The organism is Caballeronia sp. LZ001, from assembly GCF_031450875.1.
Taxonomy (GTDB): Bacteria; Pseudomonadota; Gammaproteobacteria; order Burkholderiales; family Burkholderiaceae; genus Caballeronia.
In genome coordinates this window covers 1,262,250-1,285,740 of the sequence record NZ_JARTVX010000004.1, presented here as the reverse complement: position 1 = coordinate 1,285,740, position 23,491 = coordinate 1,262,250, and the positions used below count along the sequence as shown (strand labels likewise).

Sequence of the window (23,491 nt, the reverse complement as noted above, 5' to 3'; positions counted from 1 at the left end):
CGAGATTAGTTGAAGTCGTGCACGTGCGGAAATTGCTCGAAGACTTCGCGAATGGTCTCTATGGCCGTGCGAAAGCTCGCCTCGCCCACTTCGGCGCCCACGCACAGACGCACCGCATTGGGCCGCTCAGCGCCGCGCACGAGAAACGGATCGGGCGATGTCACCGCGATATTGCGGTTGCGCAGTTCGCGCGTGATACGTTCCGCTTCCCATTCATCCGGCACGCGCAGCCACGCAGAGAGCGCGTTCGGATGGCTGCCGAGCACATATTCTCCGAGCACTTCACGCACGACACTCTGACGCATCGAAAGCCGCTCGCGTTGTATCTGCACGAGACGTTGCGCCGTGCCGTCCATGATCCAGCGCGCGGTGACTTCGGCTATCGGCGAGGTCGCCATCCAGCTCGATACGCGCAACACGCTTTCCGCGCGCAAGGCAAGACGCCGTGGCACGGTCATGAAGCCCGTGCGCAAGCCGCTTAACACTGACTTCGTCATGCTCGTGCAATAGAACGCCAGTTCGGGGATCAGGCTTGCTATCGGCGTCTGCGCCTTGGCGGGCAACGCGCCGTAGACATCGTCTTCGATGACATACACGCCGTATCGCTCTGCGATGCGCGCAATCGCGCGCCGGCGCGAGTCGGTCAAGATGGCGACCGTGGGATTATTGAGCGTCGGTGTGCAGACCAGTGCGCTTACGCGCTCGCTGTCGCACATTTCCTCGAAATGTTCGGGACGTATGCCATGTTCGTCGATTTCCAGTCCCTTGAGCGTGAAGCCGAGCACGTTCGCGGAGCCTATGACGCCGTGATCGGTGAGGCTCTCGCAGAGCACGGTATCGCCCGGTCCGACAATGGAAGCAAGCGCCAGAAAGATGCCGTGCGCAGCACCATTCGTGACAAGGAGCGTCTCCGCGGTCGCAGGCATGTTGAGCGATTCGAGCCAAGCAACACCCGCTTGCCGATGATGCTCGAAACCCGCAATCGGACGAAACGCGCGTATCCAGGGCTGATCCTCGATGGTTGCAAGCGTCGCGCAGACCTTGCGCCACATTGCATCGTGTTCGGGCGTATGGACGATACGCGCAATCGAAAAGTCGACCACGGAGCGCTCGGCCGTATCGAGCATGTAGTTGGACATGGTTTCCGTGACGCGCGCCGCGACGAAGCTGCCGCGCCCGACTTCACAGCGAATCAGCCCCTGGCGCTCGAGTTCTTTATAGGCATTGGTGACCGTCTGCACGCTGATTTCCAGATCCGCCGCGACCTCGCGTTGCGGCGGCAAGCGTGCGCCTGAAGCCAATGTGCCGTTCTCGATATCCAGCGCCATCGCCTTGACGAGCCGCTTGTATTTCGACTGTACGCCTTGCACGGTGCGTACGGCCTCGCGCCATCGCTGATTCAATTTCCACTCCTCGTGCGCTTGACTCATGCGCAATAGTGGCGCAAAAGCTCCTTGAAAAATAATTGTCCTAGAGCAATCGGAACAAATATATGGCTTTGTATTCTGCATCGGTGGCTGCGCGGTAAAGCCTGTGAAGACCGCTTCCTATAAGGGTTTTCTCCATGACCGATCTAGCCGCAGCCTTCAAGGAACGCGCGCAATCGACCATACGAACGCTACCAACGCTATAAACGGAAAACGCTATGAAGACCAAACGACTGTCTGGAATGCTGGTGGCCGCATGCGTCGCCGCGGCGAGCTTGAGTGCCTTCAGCGCGGGCGCTGCCGCGGAAACCACCTTGCAACGAATTCAACGCACCGGCGAGGTGCGCATCGGCTATGCGAACGAAACGCCCTTCGCCTATACGACGGCCGACGGCACCGTGACGGGCGAATCGCCGGAAATCGCCAAGAAGGTATTCGCCAAACTAGGCGTCAAGAAAGTCGATGCGGTGCTGACCGAATGGGGCGCGCTCATTCCGGGCCTCAAGGCAGGCCGTTTCGATGTGATTGCAGCGGGCATGTACATTACGCCCGAGCGCTGCAAGCAGGTTGCTTTCGCGGATCCGCAATATCAGATTCCCGACACGTTGCTGACGCTCAAGGGCAACCCTAAAAACCTTCACAGTTACGCCGATATCGCCAAGCAAGGCGACACGAAACTCGCAGTAATGGCCGGCACGGCGGAACTCGGTTATGCACGCGAGGCGGGCATCAAGGACGATCAGATTCTTCAGGTGCCCGATACCACCGCGCAATTGCAGGCCGTGCGCGCACGCCGCGCCGATGCGGCCGTTGGCACCTCGCTCACTATGAAGGGTCTTGCGACGAAGGGCGGCCCGCTAGTCGAAGCAACGAGCCAGTTCAACGACGACCCGAAACATACGGGCTATGGAGCACTCGCCTTTCGCCCCGAAGATACCGATCTGCGCGATGCGGTCAACAAGGAACTCCATGCCTGGCTCGGCACGGACGATCATCTGAAAACGGTGGGACCGTTCGGCTTCGACAAGACGAATCTGACGACGAAGAAAGCGCCTGAACTTTGCGGCGGTTGAGCAGAGATACATTCGGTACAGGCGCGCGTCGCGTCGTTCATTTAGCGAGGAACCGTCATGAGTGACCTCAATGAGCTACTGCCGCTGATGTGGAAAGGCACGCTCGTCACGATCCAGATCGCCGTGTTCAGCATCATGCTTGCGATCGTCATGGCGGGCATCGCAACGACGCTGCGCGAAGCGCCTTATCGTGCTCTGCGCTGGCTTGGAAATGTCTATGTCGAAATCTTTCGCGGCACGTCCTTGCTGGTGCAATTGTTTTGGCTGTTCTTCGTGCTGCCCTTGCCGCCCTTCAGTATTCAGTTGACGCCCTTTACCGTGGCCATCGTTGGTTTGGGTTTGCATTACGGCGCTTATGGCTCCGAGATTCTGCGCGGCGCATTGCACTCGGTGGCAGGCGGACAATACGAAGCAGCACTGGCACTCAACATGCCGGGCATGGGTCAGGCTACGCCGCGTCGTGTTGCCTCAAGCCATGATCAACGCACTGCCGCCCGCCACGAACCTCATGATCGAATTACTCAAAGGGACGTCCCTTGTGTCGCTGATCACGCTTTCGGACCTGACGTTCCGCGCGCGACAACTCGATGAAGCGACCTTCAAGACAGCGGAAATCTTCGGGCTGACGCTGCTGATCTACTTCGTACTGGCGCAGATCATCGTCACGGTAATGCGTCACTTCGAGCGCCGCGTAAGCAGTCACGTCGCCGTTCGTCGCGTCGCGCCGAGGGCCGCATCATGACGACATTCGGTCAACTCTTCGATGTGACATACGCGCTGCATATCCTGCCGGAACTGCTGCACGCCGCGATATACACCATCGGCATCACGCTAGTGGGGTTTGCCATCGCGCTGGTGCTGGGCCTCGTGCTCGCAATACTGCGACGCAGCGAGATCGTTTTCGTCTCGAAGGCGACGGCTTTCTTCGTCGAGTTCATTCGCAGCACGCCGCTTTTGATTCAGGTGTATGTGCTCTTCTACGTCGCGCCGCTTTATGGACTCACCATGTCGGCGTTGATGGCGGGCACGATCGGCATTGCCGTGCACTATGCGTGTTACGTGTCGGAGGTTTATCGCGCAGGACTCAACGGCGTCGCGCGTGGACAATGGGAAGCGGCCTGTGCGCTGTCGTTGTCGCCCTGGCGCACGTATGGCGGCGTGATTCTGCCACAGGCCATTCGTCCCGTGATTCCCGCGCTCGGCAATTACCTCGTCGCCATGTTCAAGGACACGCCCGTGTTGTCAGCCATTACCGTGGTCGAATTGATGCAGCAGGCGAAGAACATCGGCTCGGAAACCTTCCGCTATCTCGAACCGATCACCATGACGGGCGTCTTCTTTCTGATCATCAGCGTGACCTTCGCTTCGGGCGTGCGTCACCTCGAACGGCGGGTCAGGTTGCCATGATTTCGCGCGGAGACACGATGGCTAACCCGGCGGATGGCGCACGGTAATGGAAATCAAGGAGCAACAGATGAAACGAGACCTCGACCCGTCGTTAGGCGAAGCCGCCGACGCGCAAGCCAATACGCCGATGGTGCGCTTTCGCAACGTGACGAAGCGCTACGGCGCGCTTACCGTGCTCGATGGACTCGATCTGGATCTCGCGCGTAACGAGAAGGTCGCGATCATCGGGCCGAGCGGCTCGGGGAAATCCACGCTGCTGCGCGTGTTGATGACGCTCGATCCCTTGACCGACGGCGTAATCGAAGTCGATGGCGAGTCTCTCACGCACGAGATGCGCGGCGGCAAGCTCGTACCCGCGTCGCAACGACATGTGCGGCAAGTGCGCAGCAAGATCGGCATGGTGTTTCAGAGCTTCAACCTGTTCCCGCACATGACCGCGCTCACGAACGTCATTGAAGCGCCTACGAGCGTGCTAGGTCTTTCGAAGAAGGAAGCAATCGAACGTGGACGCGAGTTGCTATCCATGGTCGGTTTGTCGGAAAAATGCAGTCACTATCCTTCGCAATTGTCGGGTGGACAGCAGCAGCGCGTAGCCATCGCGCGGGCGCTTGCCATGCGCCCTAAAATCATGCTCTTCGACGAAGTGACCTCCGCGCTCGATCCCGAACTCTGCGGTGAGGTCCTCAATGTCATTCGGCGCTTAGGCTCCGAACATAACCTCACCATGTTGATGGTCACACATCAGATGGGCTTTGCAAAAGACTTCGCGGATCGCGTCTGCTTCTTCTCAGAAGGAAAGATCATCGAGCAGGCCGCGCCGCAGCAGTTCTTCACCGCGCCGCAACATGAACGCACCAAGCAGTTTTTGCGCGCGGTCACGGAGGCGCTCTAATCCAAGCATTCAGCTGGCAAGCGGTCCGGGAATTGCTTCCTGCTCCGGGGATAGACACCGGAGAGTGCAATGCCCCCTTCCCAGCATAAGGCCGCTCGCGTGGACGACTTGCCCACCGGGCACGGCACGCGTGTGTGCATCAAGCACGATGCGAGCGAAACACCGATTCTTCTCGTGCGCGACGGTCAGGCCGTGCACGCCTTTTCATCCGACTGTCCGCATGCAGGCGCGCCGCTCGAAGAAGGCGCGATCTCCAACGGCCGCATCGTTTGCCCGTGGCACAAGGGCACGTTTGAAATCAGTGATGGCAGTCTCGTCGAGCCGCCGGCGCTCAAAGGTCTGACGCGTTATCCGGTCACCGTGTCGAATGGCGATGTATTTGTCTCGCTCGGTGCCGAAGCGCCGAAGACGCAAGACGAGCATGGCGCGGATAAAACCATGCTCATCGTCGGCGCGGGCGCCGCAGGCGCCGCGGCATGCGCGGCGCTGCGCGAAGCCGGTTTCAGCGGGCGTATCGTGCTCGCTGGCGACGATGCACGCGAGCCTTACGATCGCACTTCGCTAAGCAAGTTCGTGCTGTCAGGCGACATGCCGCCCGACGATGTTCCACCCCTTCTCGACGACGATTTCTTCGACGCTCATAAGATCGAACGCGAATTGACACGCGCCGTGCGACTCGACGCGAGCAACAAGCAAGCCGAATTCGCCAGCGGTCGGACAGTCGATTACGACGCCGCGCTCGTTTGCACGGGCGGCACGCCCAAGCCGCTCAAGGCGCCGGGCTCGAATCTGAAGCATATCCATCTGCTGCGCAATCGCGAACATGCAAACGAGATTCTTGCATCGCTCGATGCAGTGCAATCACTTGTGCGCGTCGTGATCGTCGGGGCGAGTTTCATCGGTCTGGAAGTGGCTTCGTGTCTTCGTAAGCGCAAAATTGAAGTCACTGTCGTCGCGCCCGGCAAGGTGCCATTCGAAAAGCAGTTCGGTACGCGCATCGGCGAGATGTTCAAGCGCATGCATGAACAAAACGGGGTGACGTTCCATATGGATACGCATGTCAGCGCGTTCGAAGGCGACGACGCCGTGCGCGAAGTGCTGCTCGAATCCGGCGAACGGCTACAGGCCAATGTCGTGGTTGCGGGAACGGGCGTGACGCCGGCTACGGACTTCATCACTGGCGTCACGATGGGCGACGACGAAGGCATGGAAGTCGATGCGTCGATGCTTGCCGCGCCGAGTCTCTACGCAGCGGGCGACATCGCGCGCTTTCCGTTGCCACGTGCCGGTGCAATGGGTCGCATCGAACATTGGCGCGTCGCCCAGCAACATGCGCGCGTGGCGGCGTACAACATGGCGGGCATCGCACGCGAATACACCGGCGTGCCTTTTTTCTGGACCTTTCATTACGACAAGAACTTCGAGTATCTCGGCCACGTCAGCGAACCCGAGCGCGTCGGAATAGATGGCGATCTCGATCAGCAGCAGTTCATCGCTTACCTGCTGAAAGACGGCGAGGTTCGCGCGGTGGTCGGATGCGGGCATGAAGCCGCCATAGGCCGGCTTGCCGAAGCCATGCGCGAGCCGATCACGCTCGAAGCCGCACGGCGCGTTACGAGTAGCTAAACGGTCGATGGCGCGCCGCCCCATTGCTCGACACAACGCAGAAATTATTTGGCTTAAGAGGAATAGGCTATGGCAACTCGAAAGACCACGACGAGAACGAGCAAGGCGAAGCCTCGCGGCAAATCGAACAGCACGCGTCAGCGACACGGCCTCGCTACCACCCGTAAAAAGTCGACAGTGAAACCCTCGCCCAAACGCTGGTCGCATCATGTGATGGAGACCAGCGACGCAATGGATATCGAGGGAAGTATCTTCAAGACCGGTAACGCGGACGAGATCGCGGATTCGTTGAAGCGCTCGTCGACCAGAAGCAAGCGTCGCAAGGGCTCGCCGTTTCAATCGGCCATGGCGATGCTAAATTTTTATATCAACCGCGCCGGGCGCAATTTGCCGAAGTCACGCCGCAGCACGCTGGAGCGCGCCAAGAAGCGGTTGCGCGAAGCATTCGGACGCAAGCCTTGAAACACGGGCTAGCGCAATGCGAGCCACTGCAACACGATCGATCAAGGCTGACTTTGTCCGCCGTTATATCAACGGCTGGTGCTGCGTATTCGTCTGAGCATCAGGGCGCACCTGAGCGGGAGACCGTCCTATCGAGGGAACGACTCTTGCTCGCTCGTGGATTACCTACCGCAGCAGACAGGAGACACCATGATTGAAGACCCACCGCTCAGCCCCGGCGACGAAGCCGAGCCCGGCGTACCCGGAACCGGCGAAGACCTGTGTCCGGCTTGCAACGGATCAGGCAAGCTCGACGGCGAGAAGTGCGACACATGCGGCGGCACGGGCAAGGTGACGCAAGGTATTGGCGGCGGCTGAGACGACTCTCAGCGTTGCAGTCCCTGCCAATCTCCTGGAGACCAGCTTGAACCTGCACCCTCTCACGCGTACCGCTGCGCTGCTCGTGGCGCTTGCGGCCACGAATACTGCTGCAATGGCCGACGACTACGCGCCTGGCTTCGGCCCGGACCCGTCCCTGCCCGCGCCGCATAAGTCGATGTTGCCAACCGTGAACATCGCGCCTGCCAAGCCCTGGCAGCAAGGACAAATGCCCATTGCGGCCGCAGGGTTCAACGTTACGCCTTATGCAACCGGTCTAGATCATCCGCGCTGGCTCGCCACGCTTCCCAACGGCGATGTGCTCGTCGCGGAAAGCAATGCGCCCGCGCAGCACGATACAAACGCGGGCATCAAAGGCCTCGTGATGAAGAAGGTGATGAAGCGCGCGGGCGCGGCGGTGCCGAGTCCTGATCGCATCGTCCTCTTGCGTGACTCGGACGGGGACGGCATAGCGGAAACGCGCACGGTGTTCATCGACAAGCTGCATTCTCCGTTCGGCATGGTGCTAGTCGGTGACGATCTCTACGTCGCCGACACGGACGCCGTCATGCGCTACAAGTACGAAACGGGCGCCACGCAGATCACGACACCGGGAGAGAAGTTCATCGACTTGCCTGCTGGCCCAATCAACCATCACTGGACCAAGAACATCATCGCGAGTCAGGACGGCAAGCGGCTTTACGTGACGGTCGGCTCGAACAGCAACGCCGCGGAAAACGGTATCGATGCCGAAAGCGGCCGCGCGGCGATCATGGAAGTCGATATCGAATCGAAGCAGACCCGCCTCTTGGCCACGGGCTTGCGCAACCCGAACGGCATGTCGTGGCAACCGCAAAGCGGCGCGCTATGGACCGTGGTCAACGAGCGCGACGAACTCGGCGACGACCTCGTGCCCGACTATATGACCTCGGTCAAAGACGGCGCCTTCTACGGCTGGCCGTACAGCTATTACGGCCAGCATGTGGATGACCGCGTGAAGCCGCAGCGCGATGAGCTCGTGCTGTCGGCAATCCCGCCGGACTATGCACTCGGTGCGCATACGGCATCGCTCGGACTCACGTTTTACGATGCGAAAGCGTTCCCGCAGCATTACTGGAGCGGCGCGTTCATCGGTCAGCATGGCTCGTGGAATCGCAAGCCGAGGAGCGGCTATAAGGTCGTGTTCGTTCCGTTCGATGACGGCAAGCCGTCCGGTCCGCCCGAAGACATACTGACAGGCTTTCTCTCCACCGATGGCCACGCGCTCGGCCGTCCCGTCGGCGTCGCGGTGGACCACAGCGGCGCGTTGCTCGTCGCGGATGATGTCGGCAATAGCGTATGGCGCGTTGCGCCGGCTGCGAAGTAAATGGCCGCGCGCAAGCCCAAGGCGAAGGCCGTCACATCGAGCTTGTTCGCGCTCGCCGAACGGCAGATCGTCGGCCTTTACGACGCCGGCGTGCTTTCGCCTGCCGTGTTGCATCAGGTGATCGCGGCTTACGCGAACAGCGCGATCGACTGGAGCGAAGCCGCTTCCCTGCGTACCGTCGACGATCGCTCGGTGCACGAGGTCGTGGTGCTCACCATGATGCCGGGCCGCCCGCTGCGATCGGCGCAAAAAGACTTCATGTCGGTGGTGGAGCATCTCGCGGCGGGCGCTGGCGCGAGCGCCAAGGCCGCGGCGTCATCCGACGAAGCGCCCGAAGACGACGAAGCGCTGCTCGATCAGCTCGGTGGCAAAAGCAAAAGCTCGAGCGGGACGGCATCGCGTTCATCGAAGGCAAGCGATGAACCAAGCCAACGCAAGTCCGCAGGCTTCAATCCGCTCGTCGGCGCGCGCGGGTTCTCCACTCACGACAAGGGCTAAGATACCAGCCCGGCATCTTCAGTGCGGCACGCCCGGTGCGACCACATCGACGAGATCGTCCATGTCGAAAGGTTTCGCGAGAATCGGCACATTGAGATGCCTCGCACGGTCCAGTTCGTCCGCATAGCCTGTCATGAGAATGAGCTTCTGCGCGGGCAGTCGCTGCGTGATCTGCTCGGCCAGATCGACGCCGTTCATGCGACCGGGCATTTGCACATCGGAGAGAATCAGGTCGAAGCTGTAGCCTTCGCCGAGCAGCGCAAAAGCGGCATCCGCGCTCTCTTCGTGATGAACGACACAGCCCAGCACTTCGAGCACGGCCATCACGCCGGCAGCGACATCGACGTTGTCTTCGACAACCAGCACGGTCAAGCCACGCAGCGGATGCTCTTCGTCGTTGAACGATGGCGCCGGGCGCGGCGCTTCGGCCTTCGGCACGGGCGCCACGCTCACAGGCGGATTGTGAACCGGAACGGGCACCGACACCGATGCCGCTGCATGATGACGCGGTAGATAAAGCCGCACGGTCGTGCCCGAGCCCGGCACGCTCGTGATACGCGCGGTGCCCCCCGCCTGCTCGCAAGCCGCGAGCACCTGTGTCAAGCCGAGGCCCGTGCCCGCGCCGCGCTCTTTCGTCGTGAACAGCGGCTCGAAGGCGCGACGCAATACCTCTTCGTTCATTCCTTCGCCGTTATCGGTCACGGAAATGAGCACGTATTCGCCTTCGGGCAAGTCGCTTTCGCCGTTGCGCACGCGCGCGTTCTGGCAACGGATGACGAGACGCCCGCTATGCAACATGGCCTCGCTTGCATTGACGGCGATGTTGACCAGCGCCAGCTCCAGTTCGACCGGATCGGCCCTTACCCGCCACAAGTCCGGCGACAATTCCACCTTCACCGAAACGGACGGCGGCACCGCGCTCTTGACGAGATCGAGCGTGGTCTTGAGCCAGTTGGATGGATCGAGCAGTTCCTGCTTTTGCGGATGCTTACGCGCCACGCTCATCAGGCGGCGCGCAAGCGATTCCGCGCCCGCCGTCGCACGCTCCACCGCAATGACTTCGCTTTCCACGCCGTTGAAGTGCTTGCGCCGCGCGAGTTCCATGTTCGAGCCGACGACCATCAGCAAGTTATTGAAGTCGTGCGCGACGTTGGCGACGAGATTGCCAAGCGCGCCCATGCGCTGCAATTGCCTGCTCGACGCCTCTATCGACAGCCGCGAAGCGACTTCCGACTGCCATTGCTCCCACGCCACCTGTTCGGCGTTCAGACGGCGAATGGAGAACGCAATCAAGAGCCACACGACGATGCAAGGCAGCGCCGCGATGGCGGCCACGAGCCCGAGGTGCTGACGCCAGCGCATTTGCAAGGCGGAAGCCGCATAACCCGTCGCCACGTAGAGCGGAAAGTCGCCGACGCGCCGATAGGCAATGAGCCGCTCGACGTTATCGACCGTCGAACTCATGCGCGCTTGTCCATAGACTTCGTTATTGCGAAAGGCGTTGGTGAAGGGCGTGTTGTTGGCGGGCTGCGCGTCGACGTCGCTCAAGGGATAACGCGCGAGAATGCCGCCATCGCGCCGGTACAAGCCGATGACGAGCGCGCTGTCGCTCGCGGCGAGTTCGCGATAGAAGTCGACGAAATAAGCGCGTTTCAGGGCGATCGACACGACGCCGAGAAAGCGTCCGTCGCGACTGATGCGGCCCATGGTCGTGGTGAAGACATCGGACTTCGCGACCTTGCCGCGCAGCGGCAGCGAGAAGTACGCGACGGGCGCGACTTCGCGGGCGGACAGAAAGTCGTCACGATCTGCAATCGATACGGCGGGCGCGGGATAGAAGCGGCTGCTGACCAGCAGAACGCCATTCGCGCCGAACACGGAAATGGCCGCCACTTGGGCGAGCGTCCCGCTCATGCTGTCGAGCGTGCGATGCAGCGCTTCCTGGCGGCCCTGAATATTGGCGTCGTCGCTGTCGCCCAGTAAATCGACGATGCGCGTTTCCAGTTGCTGGTTGAGATCGACCACCTTAATGGCATGTTCGTTCGCAACGCGCGAGAGGCGCTCGGTAAGTTCTTCGGCGTCCGAAAAGCGGCGCTCGTAGTCGTAGTAGCCATAAATACTGAGGCAGACTAACGGAATGACGACCGAGCCGGCCAGCACGAGCATCAGCACCCGGCGCGTCAGGGCGAAGTTACGCGTGGGTAGCGGCAGATCGAATGTCGCGGTCTGTGTTGAGTTCAAGCGTTTCGCCCTGCGATGAAATCGACGGGTATATCGTAACCGGTGCGCGCCCGCCGTCCAAGCGAACGCGGTTCAGGCGTGGCGAAGCGCGCCCTTGCGCCAGTCGTCCTGAGGTGTTATTGGCAGTACGCGTTTGTGATGCGTCGCGTCGTGAAAGCGATAGATGGTCTTGTAGACTTCGTCGGATACCCGCTTGCCTTCGAGGAAGTCGTCGATGTCTTCGTAAGAGATGCCGTAGCTGTCTTCGTCGGGCTTTTGCGGCGTGAGCGTTTCGAGATCGGCGGTCGGCACCTTCATGGCGATTTCATCGCTTGCGCCAAGCGATCTGGCAAGCGCGCGCACGCGGCGTTTATCGAGGCCGTAAAGCGGCAGGACATCCGCGCCGCCATCGCCGTATTTGGTAAAGAAGCCCATCACGGACTCCGCCGCGTGATCCGTGCCGATCACCACGCCCACGCGCGCGCTCGCCACCGCGTATTGCGCGATCATCCGCTGGCGCGCCTTGATGTTGCCGAGCACGAAGTCCTCGTGCTTCTCGTCCATGTAGCGCGCGCCCGAGAGGTTGAGCGAAGCGAGCATGGCGTCGGCTGCGGGCTTTACGTTGACCACGAGCGTCTCGTCGGGCCGGATGAACGCAAGTGCGCGCTGCGCGTCGGCTTCGTCGCGCTGCTCACCGTAAGGAAGGCGCATGGCGATGAAACGCGCATCGGCGCCGCGCGCGCGCAATCGTTCGACCGCGAGTTGCGCAAGACGCCCCGCCGTCGACGAATCCACGCCGCCGCTGATGCCGAGCACATAGGTCTTGAGCTTCTGCGCTTCCAGATAGTCGGCGAGAAACGCGATGCGGAATTCGGTTTCGGCGGCTTCATCGAACGACGGCGAAACCTTGAGTTCCTCGATGATCGATTGCTGTCGCGCGGCGTAATCGGAATCGTTGGTCATATTCGCGGCCCGGAAAGTTTGCTGTCCTGCTGTCCCTTTGGAACACGCGCTCATGCGCCCGGCTCCGCCTTGGGTTTTATCACATCGGCACGCGTTTGACGGGCTACGCAAGCGGTTTTAACGACTATGCTTGAACTACAAGTAAGCAGCCCGCGGCACCATTGCCATGGATTCCGTCTTCAAAAGCCGTCGCGACGCAGGCCGTGTACTGGCCGCGTATCTTCGCGACTATGCCGACCGCGACGATGTCACCGTGCTCGCGCTGCCTCGCGGCGGCGTGCCGGTCGCCTTCGAAGTCGCGGATGCCTTGCGCGCCGCACTCGACGTGCTGGTCGTGCGCAAGCTCGGCGTGCCCGTGCAGCCCGAACTCGCGATGGGCGCCATCGCGTCCGGCAATGCCTTCTATCTCGACGAACGCATAGTCGCCGCCGCCGGCGTCACCGAAGACGCGCTCGACGGCGTGATCGCCCAGGAGCGCGCCGAACTCGAGCGGCGCGAGACGCTTTATCGCGGCGAACGGCCGCCGCTCGATATGAATGGACGCGTGGCGATCATCGTGGATGACGGCCTTGCCACCGGCGCGACCATGAAAGCGGCGGCGCTGTCGTTACGTCATGCGGGCGCCGCACGGCCCGCGCGCATCGTGGCGGCGTTGCCCGTCGCGCCACTGAGATCGGAAGCGCGTTTCGAGGAGGCCGTCGACGACTTCGTGTGTGTGCTGCGTCCGCCGCACTTTTTAGGCGTCGGCCAGTTCTACGCCGATTTCGATCAAACCAGCGACGACGAAGTGCGCGCCCTGCTCGCCGCCGCGCGCTCAACGTAACCAGGGCGCATCGCTCACTTCCGCACTGAGTTCGTACTTCGCACGCGCCTGTGCAAGCACGGAGCGGTCGACGGTTCCGTCATCGGCAAGCGCCTTGAGCGCCGCGACCACGATAGCCACACGGTCCACTTCGAAGAACGCGCGCAACGCCTGGCGCGTATCGCTGCGGCCAAAGCCGTCCGTGCCGAGCGTCACGTAACGGCGCGGCACGTAAGCACGGATGAGTTCCGGCACGGCGCGCACGTAATCGGTGGCCGCGATCACGGGTCCATTGGATGCCGCGAGCGCGCGCGTGACGTAGGGCTCGAGCGCGTTGTCCTCGACATCGGAAAGGCGCGCGATGCGTTCGGCCGACGCGCCATCGCGGTGCAACTCGGTATAGCTCGTCACGCTCCACACGGCGGCTTCTATGTTCCAGTCGTCCTTGAGCATGGTGCGCGCGGCGATGGCTTCGTTGAGGATCGCGCCTGAGCCCAGCAACTGGACCTGCGCCGCGCTTTCTTTACCGCCGATGCAATACATGCCGCGCAGGATGCCGTCGCGCGTCGCGTCGTCGAGCGCGCCGTTGGGCGCGGACGGTTGCGCGTAGTTTTCGTTCGTCACGGTGACGTAATAGAAGACGTCGTTTTGCCGGACCATCATTTCCTGCATGCCTTCATCGACGATCGCGGCGACTTCGTAGGCGAACGCGGGATCGTAGGCGCGGCAGTTCGGAATGGTCGATGCGCTCAGATGGCTCGTACCGTCCTGATGCTGCAAGCCTTCGCCGCCGAGCGTCGTGCGCCCCGCCGTCGCGCCGATGAGAAAGCCGCGCGAACGCTGATCCGCCGCGGCGAAGATGATGTCGCCAATGCGCTGAAAACCGAACATCGAGTAGTAGATGTAGAACGGCAGCATCGGCAGGTCGTGCACGCTGTAGGACGTCGCCGCCGCGATCCATGACGAGATCGCGCCCGCCTCCGAAATACCTTCCTCGAGAATCTGCCCGCGCGTGTCTTCGCGGTAATAAAGCATCGAGCCCATGTCTTCCGGCTCGTACAACTGCCCGAGCGGCGAATAGATGCCAACCTGCCTGAAAAGGTTCGCCATGCCGAACGTACGCGCTTCGTCGGCGACCACCGGAACCACGCGCGGGCCGATCGCGGCGTCTTTCATGAGGCTTCCGAGCATGCGCACGAAGGCCATTGTCGTGGACATTTCCTTGCCCTTGGCATCGACCGCGAACTGCGCCCAGGTGTTCAATGCGGGCGGCGTGAGCGCCTGCGACGCGCGTGCGCGCCGGCGCGGCAAGTAACCGCCGAGCGCTTTACGGCGTTCGTGGAGATAGCGCATTTCCGGCGCATCGTCGGCGGGCTTGTAGAACTTGACGTGCTCGACGTCGGCATCGGACAAAGGCAGCCGAAAGCGGTCGCGAAACGCCTTCAACTCCTCGAGATCGAGCTTCTTCTGCTGATGCGTCGTCATGCGGCCCTGACCGACCGTTCCCATGCCAAAGCCCTTCATCGTCTTGGCGAGAATCACGGTCGGCTGACCTTTGTGCGCGAGCGCTTTGGCGTAGGCCGCGTGGAGTTTGCGGACATCGTGACCGCCGCGCCGCAAGCGGTCGATGTCCTCGTCCGACATATGCGCGACGAGTGACGCGAGTTCCGGGTTCTGCCCGAAGAAGCGTTCGCGGTTGTAACGGCCGTCGTTGGCGGAGAAAGTCTGGAACTGGCCGTCGACGGTATGGGCGAAGGCGCGCAGCAAGGCGCCGGTGCGGTCGCGTTCGAAGAGCGCGTCCCAGTCCGATCCCCACAGCACCTTGATGACGTTCCAGCCCGCGCCCGTGAACTGCGCTTCGAGTTCATCGACGATACGGCCGTTACTGCGGACCGGTCCATCGAGCCGCTGCAGATTGCAATTGATGACGAAGACGAGGTTGTCGAGCTGCTCGCGCGCCGCGAGCGACAGCGCGCCGATCGACTCGGGCTCGTCCATTTCGCCATCGCCGAAAAAGCCCCAGACCTTGCGGCCTTCCGTTTGCAGCAGATTCCGGTTCTGCAGGTAGCGCATGAAACGGGCTTGGTAGATCGAGTTGATCGGACCGATGCCCATGGAGCCCGTGGGAAATTGCCAGAAGTCGGGCATCAGCCACGGATGCGGATACGAGCACAAGCCCGGCCCCGCAATCTCTTGCCGGTAATGGCGCAAATGGTCTTCGCTGAGAAAGCCTTCGAGATAGGCGCGCGCATAAACGCCCGGCGACGAATGCGGCTGAAAATAAACGAGATCGCCGCCGTTTTGCGCATCCGCCGCGCGGAAAAAATGATTGAAGCCGACTTCGAACAGATCCGCCGCCGACGCATAACTCGCGATATGCCCGCCAAGTTCGCCATAAGCGCGGTTGGCGCGAACCACCATGGCGAGCGCGTTCCAGCGCAGCACGGCGGCAAGGCGTTCCTCGACATCCAGGTTGCCGGGATACTGCGGCTGCTGCGCGAGCGCAATGGTATTGCGATACGGCGTGGCCCGCGCCCGCGCCGACTCCACGCCGACCGACCGCGCATGTTCGGCGAGCCGGTCGAAGAGATACTGCGCCCGCTCCTTTCCCACGTGCTTGACGACGGCATCGAGCGCGTCCAGCCATTCGGCGGTTTCGTCGGGGTCCGTGTCTTCACGGCCCTTGGCAAGAGAAAGAAGCTGGTTGGTTCCGCTCGATAAATCGGTCATGGCGCGACTCCAGGGTCGTTGCGTGCGCAAAGAGAGGTTTTACACAGCATATCCAGTGCTTCGCAAAATGTGCGTCTCATTTGGCTGGCTTCGCGCTTTCCTGTAGTGTAGATATTCTTCGAAAGTGCTCAATAACGGAATATTTCGACCATGAGTTCGCAGACACGGCAGCGGCTGGATCGTATCGATATCGGCATATTGAATCAGTTGCAGCAAAACGCGCGCATCACGAACGCGGAATTGGCGCGCGCGGTGAATCTTTCGGCCACGCCGTGCTTCAACCGCGTCCGCGCGCTGGAAAAGGCCGGGCTGTTTCGCCAGCACGTCACGTTGTTGAGCCCGGAAGCGCTCGGCCTCAGCATCAACGTGTTCATTCAGGTGAGTCTGGAAAAGCAGATAAAGGACGCGCTCGCGCGCTTCGAGCAAGCGATCAGCGAGCGGCCGGAGGTGATGGAGTGCTATCTGATGACGGGCGACGCCGACTATCTCTTGCGCGTCGTCTTGCCCGACGTGGCCGCGCTGGAACGCTTCATTCTCGAACGCCTGACGAAGATGCCGGGCGTGGCCAACATCCGTTCGAGCTTCGCGCTCAAGCAGGTGCGCTACAAGACGGCGTTGCCGTTGCCGGCATCGGGACTGACGCTGCCTCAATCCGGCGACGACGAAGCCGAATGGACATGAGCTAGCCGCTTAACTCCGTATGCAACGCCAGATACTCCTGCGCGAGCTTGTGACGCGGTTCGAAATAGATCATGGGCCGCGCGTGCTGGTGGCTCTCGCGAATCTTCACCGAGAGCGACAAGTGCGAATCCAGCACCGGCAGATTTTCGCCGCGCAATTCGTCCACGAGTCGTTGCGGCAGGCTGGCGCGCGGCTGAAACTGATTGATCACGATGCCTTCCACCATCAGTTCCGGATTGTGGTCGTGCTTGATCTCCTGCACGTTTTCGAGCACGGAATACAGCGCGCGGCGCGAGAAGTCGTCGCAATCGAAGGGAATGAGGCAGCGGTCCACGGCGATCAGCGCCGAGCGCGTGAAGAAGTTCAGCGCGGGTGGCGTGTCGATATAAACGGCGTCGTAGTTTTCGAGCCCTTTGAGCGCATCGCGCAACTTATAGATCTTGTAGCGCGACTCGAGCTTGCTCTGAAGCGCGTCCAGGTTCGGATGCGACGGCACGATGTCGAGATTTTCGAACGGCGTCGAGTGGACGAACGAGTCGAAGGTCGGCTCGCGAAAACTGTAACTGAGCGCGGATTCGAAGAACGTCGCCAGATTCGGGCTGGCATCCTTGGCGTCGGCGCCAAGCAAGTATTGGCTCGCGTTGCCTTGCGGATCGAGGTCGATCACGAGCGTGCGCAGACCGCGCGATGCGCTGATGGCTGCCAGATTGCAGACGATGGTGGACTTGCCTACGCCACCTTTCTGATTGAAGACGACACGGCGCAGCATCAGGGATTTTTCCTCGGGATTGTGAACGGTCGTTTGCTTTCGCCGGGCGGCGGAGTTTGCGGATGAAGCCTAGGCGTTGATCTTAGCGCATCGGGATTTTTGAACTCGCGCACGCGCCGCCCGAGACCGATTCGTCCTTTGCGGTAACGCGGCCTTCCGACGTCGCGCGCGATTTGCCTCTAACATGCTAGCGGACCGGGTGGCTTCGGCATACGCCTAGCTTCCCGCGCGAACGCTCCGTTGGCCGTCACAACAACTTTTGAGGAGACACGCATGACCACGATCAAGAATCTCACGGTACGAGACATTCGCTTTCCCACCTCGCGCTCGCTCGACGGCTCCGACGCGATGAACGCCGCGCCCGACTATTCGGCCGCCTATGTGATCCTCGAAACCGATACGCCGGACTTAGCCGGTCATGGCCTCACCTTCACCATCGGACGCGGCACGGAAATCGTCGTCGCGGCGGTGCATGCGCTGGCGCCGCTCGTCGTCGGCAAGCGGCTTGAAGACATCGCCGCAGACATGGGCGGCTTCTGGCGAACCTTCACGGGCGATAGCCAACTTCGCTGGATCGGTCCGGACAAGGGCGCTATTCATCTCGCGACCGCGGCGGTGGTCAATGCCGTCTGGGACTTGTGGGCCAAGTCGGAAAAGAAGCCGGTGTGGAAGCTGCTCGCGGACATGAGCCCGGAAGAACTCGTGCGATGCCTCGACTTCCGCTATGTCACCGACGCGATCACGCCTTCCGAAGCGCTCGCCTTGCTCAAGCGCAATCAAGAAACGCGAGGCCAACGCGAACAGGAAATGCTCGCGCAGGGATTTCCGGCGTACACCACGTCCGCAGGATGGCTCGGTTACGACGACGACAAGATTCGCCGTTTGGCACGCGAAGGCGTTGCCGAAGGTTGGACTCACTTCAAGCAGAAAGTGGGTGGCAGTATTGACGAAGACATTCGACGCGCGCGCATTCTCCGTGAGGAGATTGGTCCGCACCGCAAACTGATGATGGATGCCAATCAGGTCTGGGAAGTGGATGAAGCCATTGCGAACATGCGCCGGCTCGCGGAGTTCGACCCGTGGTGGATCGAAGAACCGACCAGCCCCGACGACGTGCTCGGTCACGCCGCCATTCGTCGCCGTGTCGCGCCGATTGGCGTTGCAACCGGCGAACATTGTCAGAACCGCGTGATCTTCAAGCAGTTGTTGCAAGCGCAGGCTATCGACTTCTGCCAGATCGACAGTTGCCGGCTGAGGCGGCCTGAACGAAGTGCTCGTGGTGCTGCTGATGGCCGCGAAGGCCGGGGTGCCGGTTTGTCCGCATGCAGGTGGTGTCGGCCTCTGCGAATACGTGCAGCATATTTCGATCTTCGATTACATCTGCGTGTCGGCTTCGCTTTCTAACCGGGTGCTCGAATATGTCGATCATTTGCATGAGCATTTTCTTGATCCTGTCGTAATCAAAAACGGCCGATATATGCCGCCTCAAAAGCCGGGGTACAGCATTGAAATGCACGCGGCTACGCTTGAACGATTTGAATTCGGCAAGGGTGAGGCGTGGCGCGAGTAGTATCGCGCAGGTGGTAACCGTGAAGTTGAATCATTACAGCAAGGGCGCGCTCACAGCGCAGCCCTTGCTGCGTCACAATCAGAAGCAGTAAGCGTGAACGCTTATGCCGTGATCGTGATGTTGACCGTCGAGGTCGAGCTGGACGACGTCGAACCCTTAGCGTCGCCGCCGGCGATGTTGGAGTACACGAGTGCTGCGCGATCGATCTTTTGCATGATAATTCCTTGATACAGGATGAATAAAACTGACTTACGAGATGATTGAAGCCGACTTGATCAATGTGCAGATTGTCCCGCTGTTGCTACAATTTGCGGCATTGGTCTCGCCAGACTCAGTACTTATTGGCCGGCGCTAATGTTGATAGTCACCGAGGTGCTCGACGACGAATCAGCCCCACCCTTGGCGGTACCGCCAGCGATGTTGGCCTGAACGAGCATGGCGCGATCGATCTTTTGCATTTTTATACCTCTTCAAAACACAAGATTTAAATTAATCACCCACTAGAAAATTACGGAGCACCAAAGTAATCCGATATCTTCTGAATAGATGAACCCCTACTTGCCCTCACATTCAACTTGAGTTGTGAAGTCAGTTCGAATGTCGGTGAACAAGGTAAGGAAATTTTATAGATTCAAACAGCAAAAATACACGCCGAATAATCCTAACAATTCGAGTTTTTTTATTTTAATTGCCTTCAAGAATGTTTAACTGCCTATTTGCATCAAGCGTTCCATTCAACTGCTAACAGGCAATTAGAAAATCATTGAAGCGAGTTCCAAGTGCCAATGAAAACTCTCTTTCCTTCGAATGCGCCTTCTTGGCAAACCGTCGTGGCGCGCACTACTCAAGCACTGTCATGCGGCGCGTTGCGTTCCTTCGATACCGTGCAGCACGTCATTGAAGACGGCGGCGTGCGCTTTCTCGTCCGGCAAGTCGCGAATCTCGCCCGGAAGGAAGAACAGTCGAAGCTCGCCGCCAAATCCATCGCCGATGCCGCGAGCCCGTGGCGCGATCCCTTTTCGCCGTGCGAGGAAGCGCTCTTCGTCGGCGATATAGGCGAGCGGCACTTTCTCTTGCTCAATAAATTCAACGTGCTCGCGCATCATCTGCTCGTCGTGACGAGCGCGTTCGAACCTCAGGAAGCGCTGCTTTGCGCCGACGACTTCGCCGCGCTCTTTGCATGCCTTGCGCAGTTCGATGGCCTGGGTTTCTATAACGGCGGCTCGGTCGCGGGATCGAGTCAGCCGCATAAGCATCTGCAAATGGTGCCGCTGCCGCTCGATGGTCACGCGTTGCCAATCGAAGCGCTCATCGAAGCGGCGCGCGGCGAAGGCGTCTTTCGTGCGCCCGGTCTTGGTTTTGCGCATGCCGCCGCGTGGCTCGACCTCGGTGTTCAAACCGGGCCGGCACGCATCCACGAAATCTATCTCGAACTACTCGATGCCATCGGCGTGAAAGCGCTCGATGTCGCCGGCAGCACGCATCAATCGGCGCCTTACAACCTGCTCGTCACGCGGCGCTGGATGCTCGTCGTGCCGCGCGGCGTGTCGCACGTCGAAGGCGTCGCGGTGAACGCGCTCGGCTTCGCGGGCTCGCTATTCGTGCGCGACGACGCACAGCGCCTGATCGTCGAATCGCTCGGCCCGATGGCCTTGCTTGCACGAGCCACGCGCGCGCCCTGAGCAACGCCATCTTGAAAAGCGCGGGCTTGCCCCGCATGTCCGCTTCCAGACGTTCATCTGGAGTCCAGCAATGGGAAGCCGACCTCAATTCATCGACGATCTTGCGCGCGGTGCGCAGGACGCCACACCTTCGCCGAACGCCCTGACGCTCGACGATACCGCTCTGCTCGATGCCTATTCGCGCACCGTGATCGGCGCGCTCGAACGCGTGCAACAGGCGGTGGTTTTCATCTCGGTCGAGCGCGATATCGACCATAACGGCGCGCGGCGCGTGGCCGGCGGCACCGGTTCGGGCTTCATCTTCACGCCGGATGGCTATTTGCTGACCAATAGCCATGTCGTGCATGGCGCGACGCGGATCACCGTCACGCTCGCCGATGGCGGCCGCTTTCACGCCGATCTCGTCGGCGACGATCCGGGCAGCGATCTCGCGGTGCTGCGTATCGGTTCGCCGGAGCCGCTGCCGCATGTCGAACTCGGCGATTCGGGCAGCCTGCGCGTCGGGCAGATCGCCATCGCGGTCGGCAATCCGCTTGGGCTTGCGCAGACCGTCACCACGGGCGTGGTGTCCGCGCTCGGGCGTTCGTTGCGCTCCACTTCAGGCCGCATGATCTACGACGTCATTCAGACGGACGCGGCGCTCAATCCCGGCAATTCGGGCGGACCACTCATCAATTCGGCGGGACAGGTGATCGGCGTCAACACGGCGATCATTTCCGGCGCGCAGGCCATTTCCTTTGCCACCGCAATCGATACGGCCAAGTGGGCGATCATGCAGATTTTCGCGCATGGCCGCGTGCGGCGCGCTTATATCGGCGTGGCGGGCACGACGACGCCCATCTCGCGGCGCGTGCAACGTTTCTTCGCGCTGACGGTAACGAGCGGCGTGCATGTGATGGAGATCGTCAAGGGCAGCCCGGCTGCGCTCGGCGGTTTGCAGGTGGGCGACCGGATCGTCGCGGTGGACGATGTCGGCGTCGATAGCGTCGATGGACTTCAGCGCACGCTCGATGCTTCGCGTATCGACAAAGCGGTCAAGGTATCGGTACTGCGCAACACGCAGAAACTCGAACTCGATGTGACGCCCGTCGAGCAACACGGCTAAACGAAGGTCCGCGGGCGGCGAACCGGCGCCGCTCGCGATGTTGCAGCTTACGGCAAGGCAACCCTCTCTCTTCCCTTCAGCGCGCTTTCTCTGTGCGCAAACCCACCCAGCGTAACTGCTCGGGCCCACCGTTTGCGCTAGACACAACGACCATCGATGACTATGTGCGCCAACAGGCGGTGGTCCAGGCGGCGCTGCGGCTAAATACGCGTAGCGACCAAAGAGCAGGCGCACCCACGGTTAAACCGTCGGACGACCTGCCCCTGTCGGGGGAAGGTCCAGGTTCAAGAAACCAGGAAAGAGGATTGCCATGACCACGAACAATAAGACGTATTGCGCGCCGCGCCGCCAGGCATTTCGATGCACCGGCCAGCAACTCGATGCCATCGTGCGCTTTGCCGAAGAACGCAAGCTCGACAACCTGCCGTTGCAGTTCGTCGTCGCCGAATATTCGCGCTGCCTCGCGAAAGCCGCTTGAAGCGCTTCACTCGCCGTTGGATATCACGCGTTCTTTCAGTACCCAGATGGCGGTCGGCACCGCGTAATAGGCGCTCACATTGCCGGTAACGAGCTTGCCGGTTAGACGGATGCGTGCATTCTCCGTCGGTATGGCGTCGATGACCTGCACCGTCGATACATTCGACTGTTGTGGCGCGGCTTGTCCCGAAGCCTGGCTCAGCACGCATATGGGGCGCGCGAGCGTAAGCACCCATGCCGGCTTGGCGTCGGCTTCGGCTTGTCGTGGCGCCTGGCGTGCGGCCGTGCCTTCGAGCGTCACGACGTCGCCATCGCTATAACAAGACGCCGCGCAAACCGGACCAGCAGCAATCGCGCACAGCAGAAGCATGCATACGCGGGCATTCGCCATCATCAAACCTCGTCAAGGGCGCGTCGCGTGACGCATGATTACCGCTCTCCAAGCCCACACACTTTATGCGATGACGCTTAGGGTCGCAACCCGGACGGTCCCGAGTATGCCCGCCCGTGAGGCTTTCGATTTGTCATGCGGGAATGCCCATTGCTGACTTCATATGAAGAATGAGTCTCGTGCATGCCGGCAAATCGAATTCGAATCAAGTGCGGCATTGCATGTCCAACAATCAGTTGCTTGAGGCTTGCTCAACCGCATGCCTTTGGAGGAAGCGACGATGAATCAAGTCATAATTGGTGTGTTCGCTTGTTATCGTGATGGGCACGAAGCACTGCGCGCCTTGCAACTTGCGGGACTGAGCCGCGACGATACGCACTTATATCGTTCAGGCCACGACGACGTCGAAATCGGTGCCTTCCCGCTTCCTGCCCACAGTGAAGACGACGCGGAATACGTCGCGCACGGTGAACATCAGGGTGTAGTCGGCGCGCACAACCGCTTCGTGCCGAACGAGCCTGCGGCGAGAAAGATCGATGATGTGCCGCGATTGCCCGAAATGCGCGAGCGCACGCTACTTGTGATCCGCATCTCGGAAGAAATCAAACCTGCTTCGGTCAGCGAAGTACTGCACGAACATGGGGCCGTCGCGGTGAAAAACCCGGCGGGCCATTGGCGCTTCTCGCCCTATCGAAACGCGGCGCGCGTCTGAATCAAATCAATGTATTCGCCGATGGAGTTTCGAGGAATCCGGCGCGACCGCATTGCGCTCTTTGTCTTCGGCTTCCTTGGCCTCTTTATCGGCTTCTTCCCGACCTTGAGCTTCGTGCGCGGCCGCCGCGCGTAACGCCCTGCAGTGCGCAGCATGCCGGAGCGTCGCCAGCAAGCGCACCATTTGCCTTGGTCCGGTTCTCATGCCCACCTCCCAGAGAGTTGAGAATCTACTTTAACTCTAGGCGGTAAATGCTCGCGTGCAAAGGTGCGAATTGAAAT

At 60.8% G+C, this 23,491-nt stretch carries 21 protein-coding genes and 2 pseudogenes; 17 read left to right on the top strand and 6 right to left on the bottom strand.

The genetic code is table 11. From position 1 onward, the window contains the following. Positions 1-5: 5 nt before the first annotated feature. Positions 6-1,430 (bottom strand): PLP-dependent aminotransferase family protein, encoded by a 1,425-nt coding sequence (locus P9292_RS16610; RefSeq protein ID WP_250467292.1) that lies wholly within the window; start codon positions 1,428-1,430, stop codon positions 6-8. 215 nt (positions 1,431-1,645) lie between these two features. Here P9292_RS16610 and ehuB point away from each other — a divergent pair, with 215 nt between their 5' ends. The 9 genes and pseudogenes from ehuB to P9292_RS16565 all read left to right on the top strand — a co-directional run bounded on the left by ehuB (position 1,646) and on the right by P9292_RS16565 (position 9,108). Further along, positions 1,646-2,500 (top strand): ectoine/hydroxyectoine ABC transporter substrate-binding protein EhuB, encoded by an 855-nt coding sequence (gene ehuB / locus P9292_RS16605; RefSeq protein ID WP_309960113.1) that lies wholly within the window; start codon positions 1,646-1,648, stop codon positions 2,498-2,500. A gap of 57 nt (positions 2,501-2,557) precedes the next feature. Then, a pseudogene (gene ehuC / locus P9292_RS16600) lies at positions 2,558-3,242 on the top strand (ectoine/hydroxyectoine ABC transporter permease subunit EhuC). Next, positions 3,239-3,907, top strand: a complete 669-nt coding sequence (gene ehuD / locus P9292_RS16595; RefSeq protein ID WP_309960110.1) for an ectoine/hydroxyectoine ABC transporter permease subunit EhuD — start codon at positions 3,239-3,241, stop codon at positions 3,905-3,907. The pseudogene ehuC and the gene ehuD overlap by 4 nt, the downstream one beginning before the upstream one ends. A gap of 67 nt (positions 3,908-3,974) precedes the next feature. Next, on the top strand, positions 3,975-4,799 hold the full coding sequence (gene ehuA / locus P9292_RS16590; protein WP_309960107.1) for an ectoine/hydroxyectoine ABC transporter ATP-binding protein EhuA: 825 nt from the start codon (positions 3,975-3,977) through the stop codon (positions 4,797-4,799). A gap of 69 nt (positions 4,800-4,868) precedes the next feature. Next, the gene (locus P9292_RS16585) at positions 4,869-6,425 is read left to right on the top strand and encodes an FAD-dependent oxidoreductase (RefSeq protein ID WP_309960105.1); all 1,557 of its coding nucleotides are present in this window, start codon (positions 4,869-4,871) and stop codon (positions 6,423-6,425) included. A gap of 69 nt (positions 6,426-6,494) precedes the next feature. Then, on the top strand, positions 6,495-6,887 hold the full coding sequence (locus tag P9292_RS16580) for a DUF3175 domain-containing protein (protein ID WP_309960102.1): 393 nt from the start codon (positions 6,495-6,497) through the stop codon (positions 6,885-6,887). A gap of 189 nt (positions 6,888-7,076) precedes the next feature. Next, positions 7,077-7,244, top strand: coding sequence for a hypothetical protein (locus P9292_RS16575; RefSeq protein WP_244829451.1), 168 nt, complete (start codon positions 7,077-7,079; stop codon positions 7,242-7,244). Between the two features lie 115 nt (positions 7,245-7,359). Then, positions 7,360-8,610 carry a sorbosone dehydrogenase family protein gene (locus P9292_RS16570; RefSeq protein WP_309964057.1) on the top strand — a complete coding sequence of 417 codons (1,251 nt, stop codon included), beginning with the start codon at positions 7,360-7,362 and terminating at the stop codon, positions 8,608-8,610. After that, the gene (locus P9292_RS16565) at positions 8,611-9,108 is read left to right on the top strand and encodes a hypothetical protein (RefSeq protein ID WP_309960097.1); all 498 of its coding nucleotides are present in this window, start codon (positions 8,611-8,613) and stop codon (positions 9,106-9,108) included. 18 nt (positions 9,109-9,126) lie between these two features. Here the strand turns inward: P9292_RS16565 and P9292_RS16560 are convergent, their stop codons facing one another. Beyond that, positions 9,127-11,349, bottom strand: coding sequence for an ATP-binding protein (locus tag P9292_RS16560; protein ID WP_309960094.1), 2,223 nt, complete (start codon positions 11,347-11,349; stop codon positions 9,127-9,129). A gap of 72 nt (positions 11,350-11,421) precedes the next feature. Next, entirely contained in the window at positions 11,422-12,291 is an 870-nt protein-coding gene (gene nadE / locus P9292_RS16555) for an ammonia-dependent NAD(+) synthetase (RefSeq protein ID WP_244829448.1), read from the bottom strand. Positions 12,292-12,457: 166 nt separating this feature from the next. On the opposite strand from nadE, the gene P9292_RS16550 reads away from it, so the two are divergent. Further along, positions 12,458-13,114: a phosphoribosyltransferase gene (locus P9292_RS16550; protein WP_309960089.1), complete on the top strand. Its 657-nt coding sequence runs from the start codon at positions 12,458-12,460 to the stop codon at positions 13,112-13,114. On the opposite strand, the gene mdeB is transcribed toward P9292_RS16550, so the two are convergent. After that, entirely contained in the window at positions 13,106-15,823 is a 2,718-nt protein-coding gene (gene mdeB / locus P9292_RS16545) for an alpha-ketoglutarate dehydrogenase (RefSeq protein WP_309960087.1), read from the bottom strand. The genes P9292_RS16550 and mdeB overlap by 9 nt on opposite strands. A 150-nt stretch (positions 15,824-15,973) precedes the next feature. On the opposite strand from mdeB, the gene P9292_RS16540 reads away from it, so the two are divergent. Next, positions 15,974-16,504 carry an Lrp/AsnC family transcriptional regulator gene (locus P9292_RS16540; RefSeq protein ID WP_244829445.1) on the top strand — a complete coding sequence of 177 codons (531 nt, stop codon included), beginning with the start codon at positions 15,974-15,976 and terminating at the stop codon, positions 16,502-16,504. Between the two features lies 1 nt (position 16,505). On the opposite strand, the gene P9292_RS16535 is transcribed toward P9292_RS16540, so the two are convergent. Then, a complete protein-coding gene (locus P9292_RS16535; protein WP_309964055.1) occupies positions 16,506-17,270 on the bottom strand; it encodes a ParA family protein in 765 nt (254 codons plus the stop codon). Positions 17,271-17,546: 276 nt separating this feature from the next. Between P9292_RS16535 and P9292_RS16530 the strand changes: the two are divergent. The 4 genes and pseudogenes from P9292_RS16530 to P9292_RS16515 all read left to right on the top strand — a co-directional run bounded on the left by P9292_RS16530 (position 17,547) and on the right by P9292_RS16515 (position 22,108). Further along, a pseudogene (locus P9292_RS16530) lies at positions 17,547-18,843 on the top strand (L-fuconate dehydratase). Positions 18,844-19,628: 785 nt separating this feature from the next. Beyond that, on the top strand, positions 19,629-20,525 hold the full coding sequence (locus P9292_RS16525; RefSeq protein WP_309960084.1) for a DUF4922 domain-containing protein: 897 nt from the start codon (positions 19,629-19,631) through the stop codon (positions 20,523-20,525). 70 nt (positions 20,526-20,595) lie between these two features. Beyond that, positions 20,596-21,630, top strand: coding sequence for a S1C family serine protease (locus tag P9292_RS16520; RefSeq protein WP_244829442.1), 1,035 nt, complete (start codon positions 20,596-20,598; stop codon positions 21,628-21,630). A gap of 310 nt (positions 21,631-21,940) precedes the next feature. Continuing rightward, positions 21,941-22,108, top strand: coding sequence for a hypothetical protein (locus P9292_RS16515; protein WP_244829441.1), 168 nt, complete (start codon positions 21,941-21,943; stop codon positions 22,106-22,108). 6 nt (positions 22,109-22,114) lie between these two features. Here P9292_RS16515 and P9292_RS16510 read toward each other — a convergent pair whose 3' ends face one another. After that, positions 22,115-22,501, bottom strand: a complete 387-nt coding sequence (locus tag P9292_RS16510) for a hypothetical protein (RefSeq protein WP_250467306.1) — start codon at positions 22,499-22,501, stop codon at positions 22,115-22,117. Between the two features lie 244 nt (positions 22,502-22,745). Between P9292_RS16510 and P9292_RS16505 the strand changes: the two genes are divergently transcribed. Beyond that, positions 22,746-23,210 carry a hypothetical protein gene (locus tag P9292_RS16505; RefSeq protein WP_309960079.1) on the top strand — a complete coding sequence of 155 codons (465 nt, stop codon included), beginning with the start codon at positions 22,746-22,748 and terminating at the stop codon, positions 23,208-23,210. A 9-nt stretch (positions 23,211-23,219) separates the two neighbouring features. Then, the gene (locus P9292_RS16500) at positions 23,220-23,345 is read left to right on the top strand and encodes a hypothetical protein (protein WP_309960076.1); all 126 of its coding nucleotides are present in this window, start codon (positions 23,220-23,222) and stop codon (positions 23,343-23,345) included. Positions 23,346-23,491: the final 146 nt, after the last annotated feature.

Bases quoted from the DNA above. Each gene is read 5' to 3' on its own strand.
- P9292_RS16550 (WP_309960089.1), top strand. From the start codon at position 12,458: ATGGATTCCGTCTTCAAAAGCCGTCGCGACGCAGGCCGTGTACTGGCC.
- P9292_RS16610 (WP_250467292.1), bottom strand. From the start codon at position 1,430: ATGAGTCAAGCGCACGAGGAGTGGAAATTGAATCAGCGATGGCGCGAG.
- ehuB (WP_309960113.1), top strand. From the start codon at position 1,646: ATGAAGACCAAACGACTGTCTGGAATGCTGGTGGCCGCATGCGTCGCC.
- P9292_RS16580 (WP_309960102.1), top strand. From the start codon at position 6,495: ATGGCAACTCGAAAGACCACGACGAGAACGAGCAAGGCGAAGCCTCGC.
- P9292_RS16540 (WP_244829445.1), top strand. From the start codon at position 15,974: ATGAGTTCGCAGACACGGCAGCGGCTGGATCGTATCGATATCGGCATA.
- ehuA (WP_309960107.1), top strand. From the start codon at position 3,975: ATGAAACGAGACCTCGACCCGTCGTTAGGCGAAGCCGCCGACGCGCAA.
- P9292_RS16515 (WP_244829441.1), top strand. From the start codon at position 21,941: ATGACCACGAACAATAAGACGTATTGCGCGCCGCGCCGCCAGGCATTT.
- nadE (WP_244829448.1), bottom strand. From the start codon at position 12,291: ATGACCAACGATTCCGATTACGCCGCGCGACAGCAATCGATCATCGAG.
- P9292_RS16585 (WP_309960105.1), top strand. From the start codon at position 4,869: ATGCCCCCTTCCCAGCATAAGGCCGCTCGCGTGGACGACTTGCCCACC.
- P9292_RS16510 (WP_250467306.1), bottom strand. From the start codon at position 22,501: ATGATGGCGAATGCCCGCGTATGCATGCTTCTGCTGTGCGCGATTGCT.
- ehuD (WP_309960110.1), top strand. From the start codon at position 3,239: ATGACGACATTCGGTCAACTCTTCGATGTGACATACGCGCTGCATATC.
- P9292_RS16570 (WP_309964057.1), top strand. From the start codon at position 7,360: ATGGCCGACGACTACGCGCCTGGCTTCGGCCCGGACCCGTCCCTGCCC.
- P9292_RS16520 (WP_244829442.1), top strand. From the start codon at position 20,596: ATGGGAAGCCGACCTCAATTCATCGACGATCTTGCGCGCGGTGCGCAG.
- P9292_RS16575 (WP_244829451.1), top strand. From the start codon at position 7,077: ATGATTGAAGACCCACCGCTCAGCCCCGGCGACGAAGCCGAGCCCGGC.
- P9292_RS16565 (WP_309960097.1), top strand. From the start codon at position 8,611: ATGGCCGCGCGCAAGCCCAAGGCGAAGGCCGTCACATCGAGCTTGTTC.
- mdeB (WP_309960087.1), bottom strand. From the start codon at position 15,823: ATGACCGATTTATCGAGCGGAACCAACCAGCTTCTTTCTCTTGCCAAG.
- P9292_RS16525 (WP_309960084.1), top strand. From the start codon at position 19,629: ATGAAAACTCTCTTTCCTTCGAATGCGCCTTCTTGGCAAACCGTCGTG.
- P9292_RS16500 (WP_309960076.1), top strand. From the start codon at position 23,220: ATGTATTCGCCGATGGAGTTTCGAGGAATCCGGCGCGACCGCATTGCG.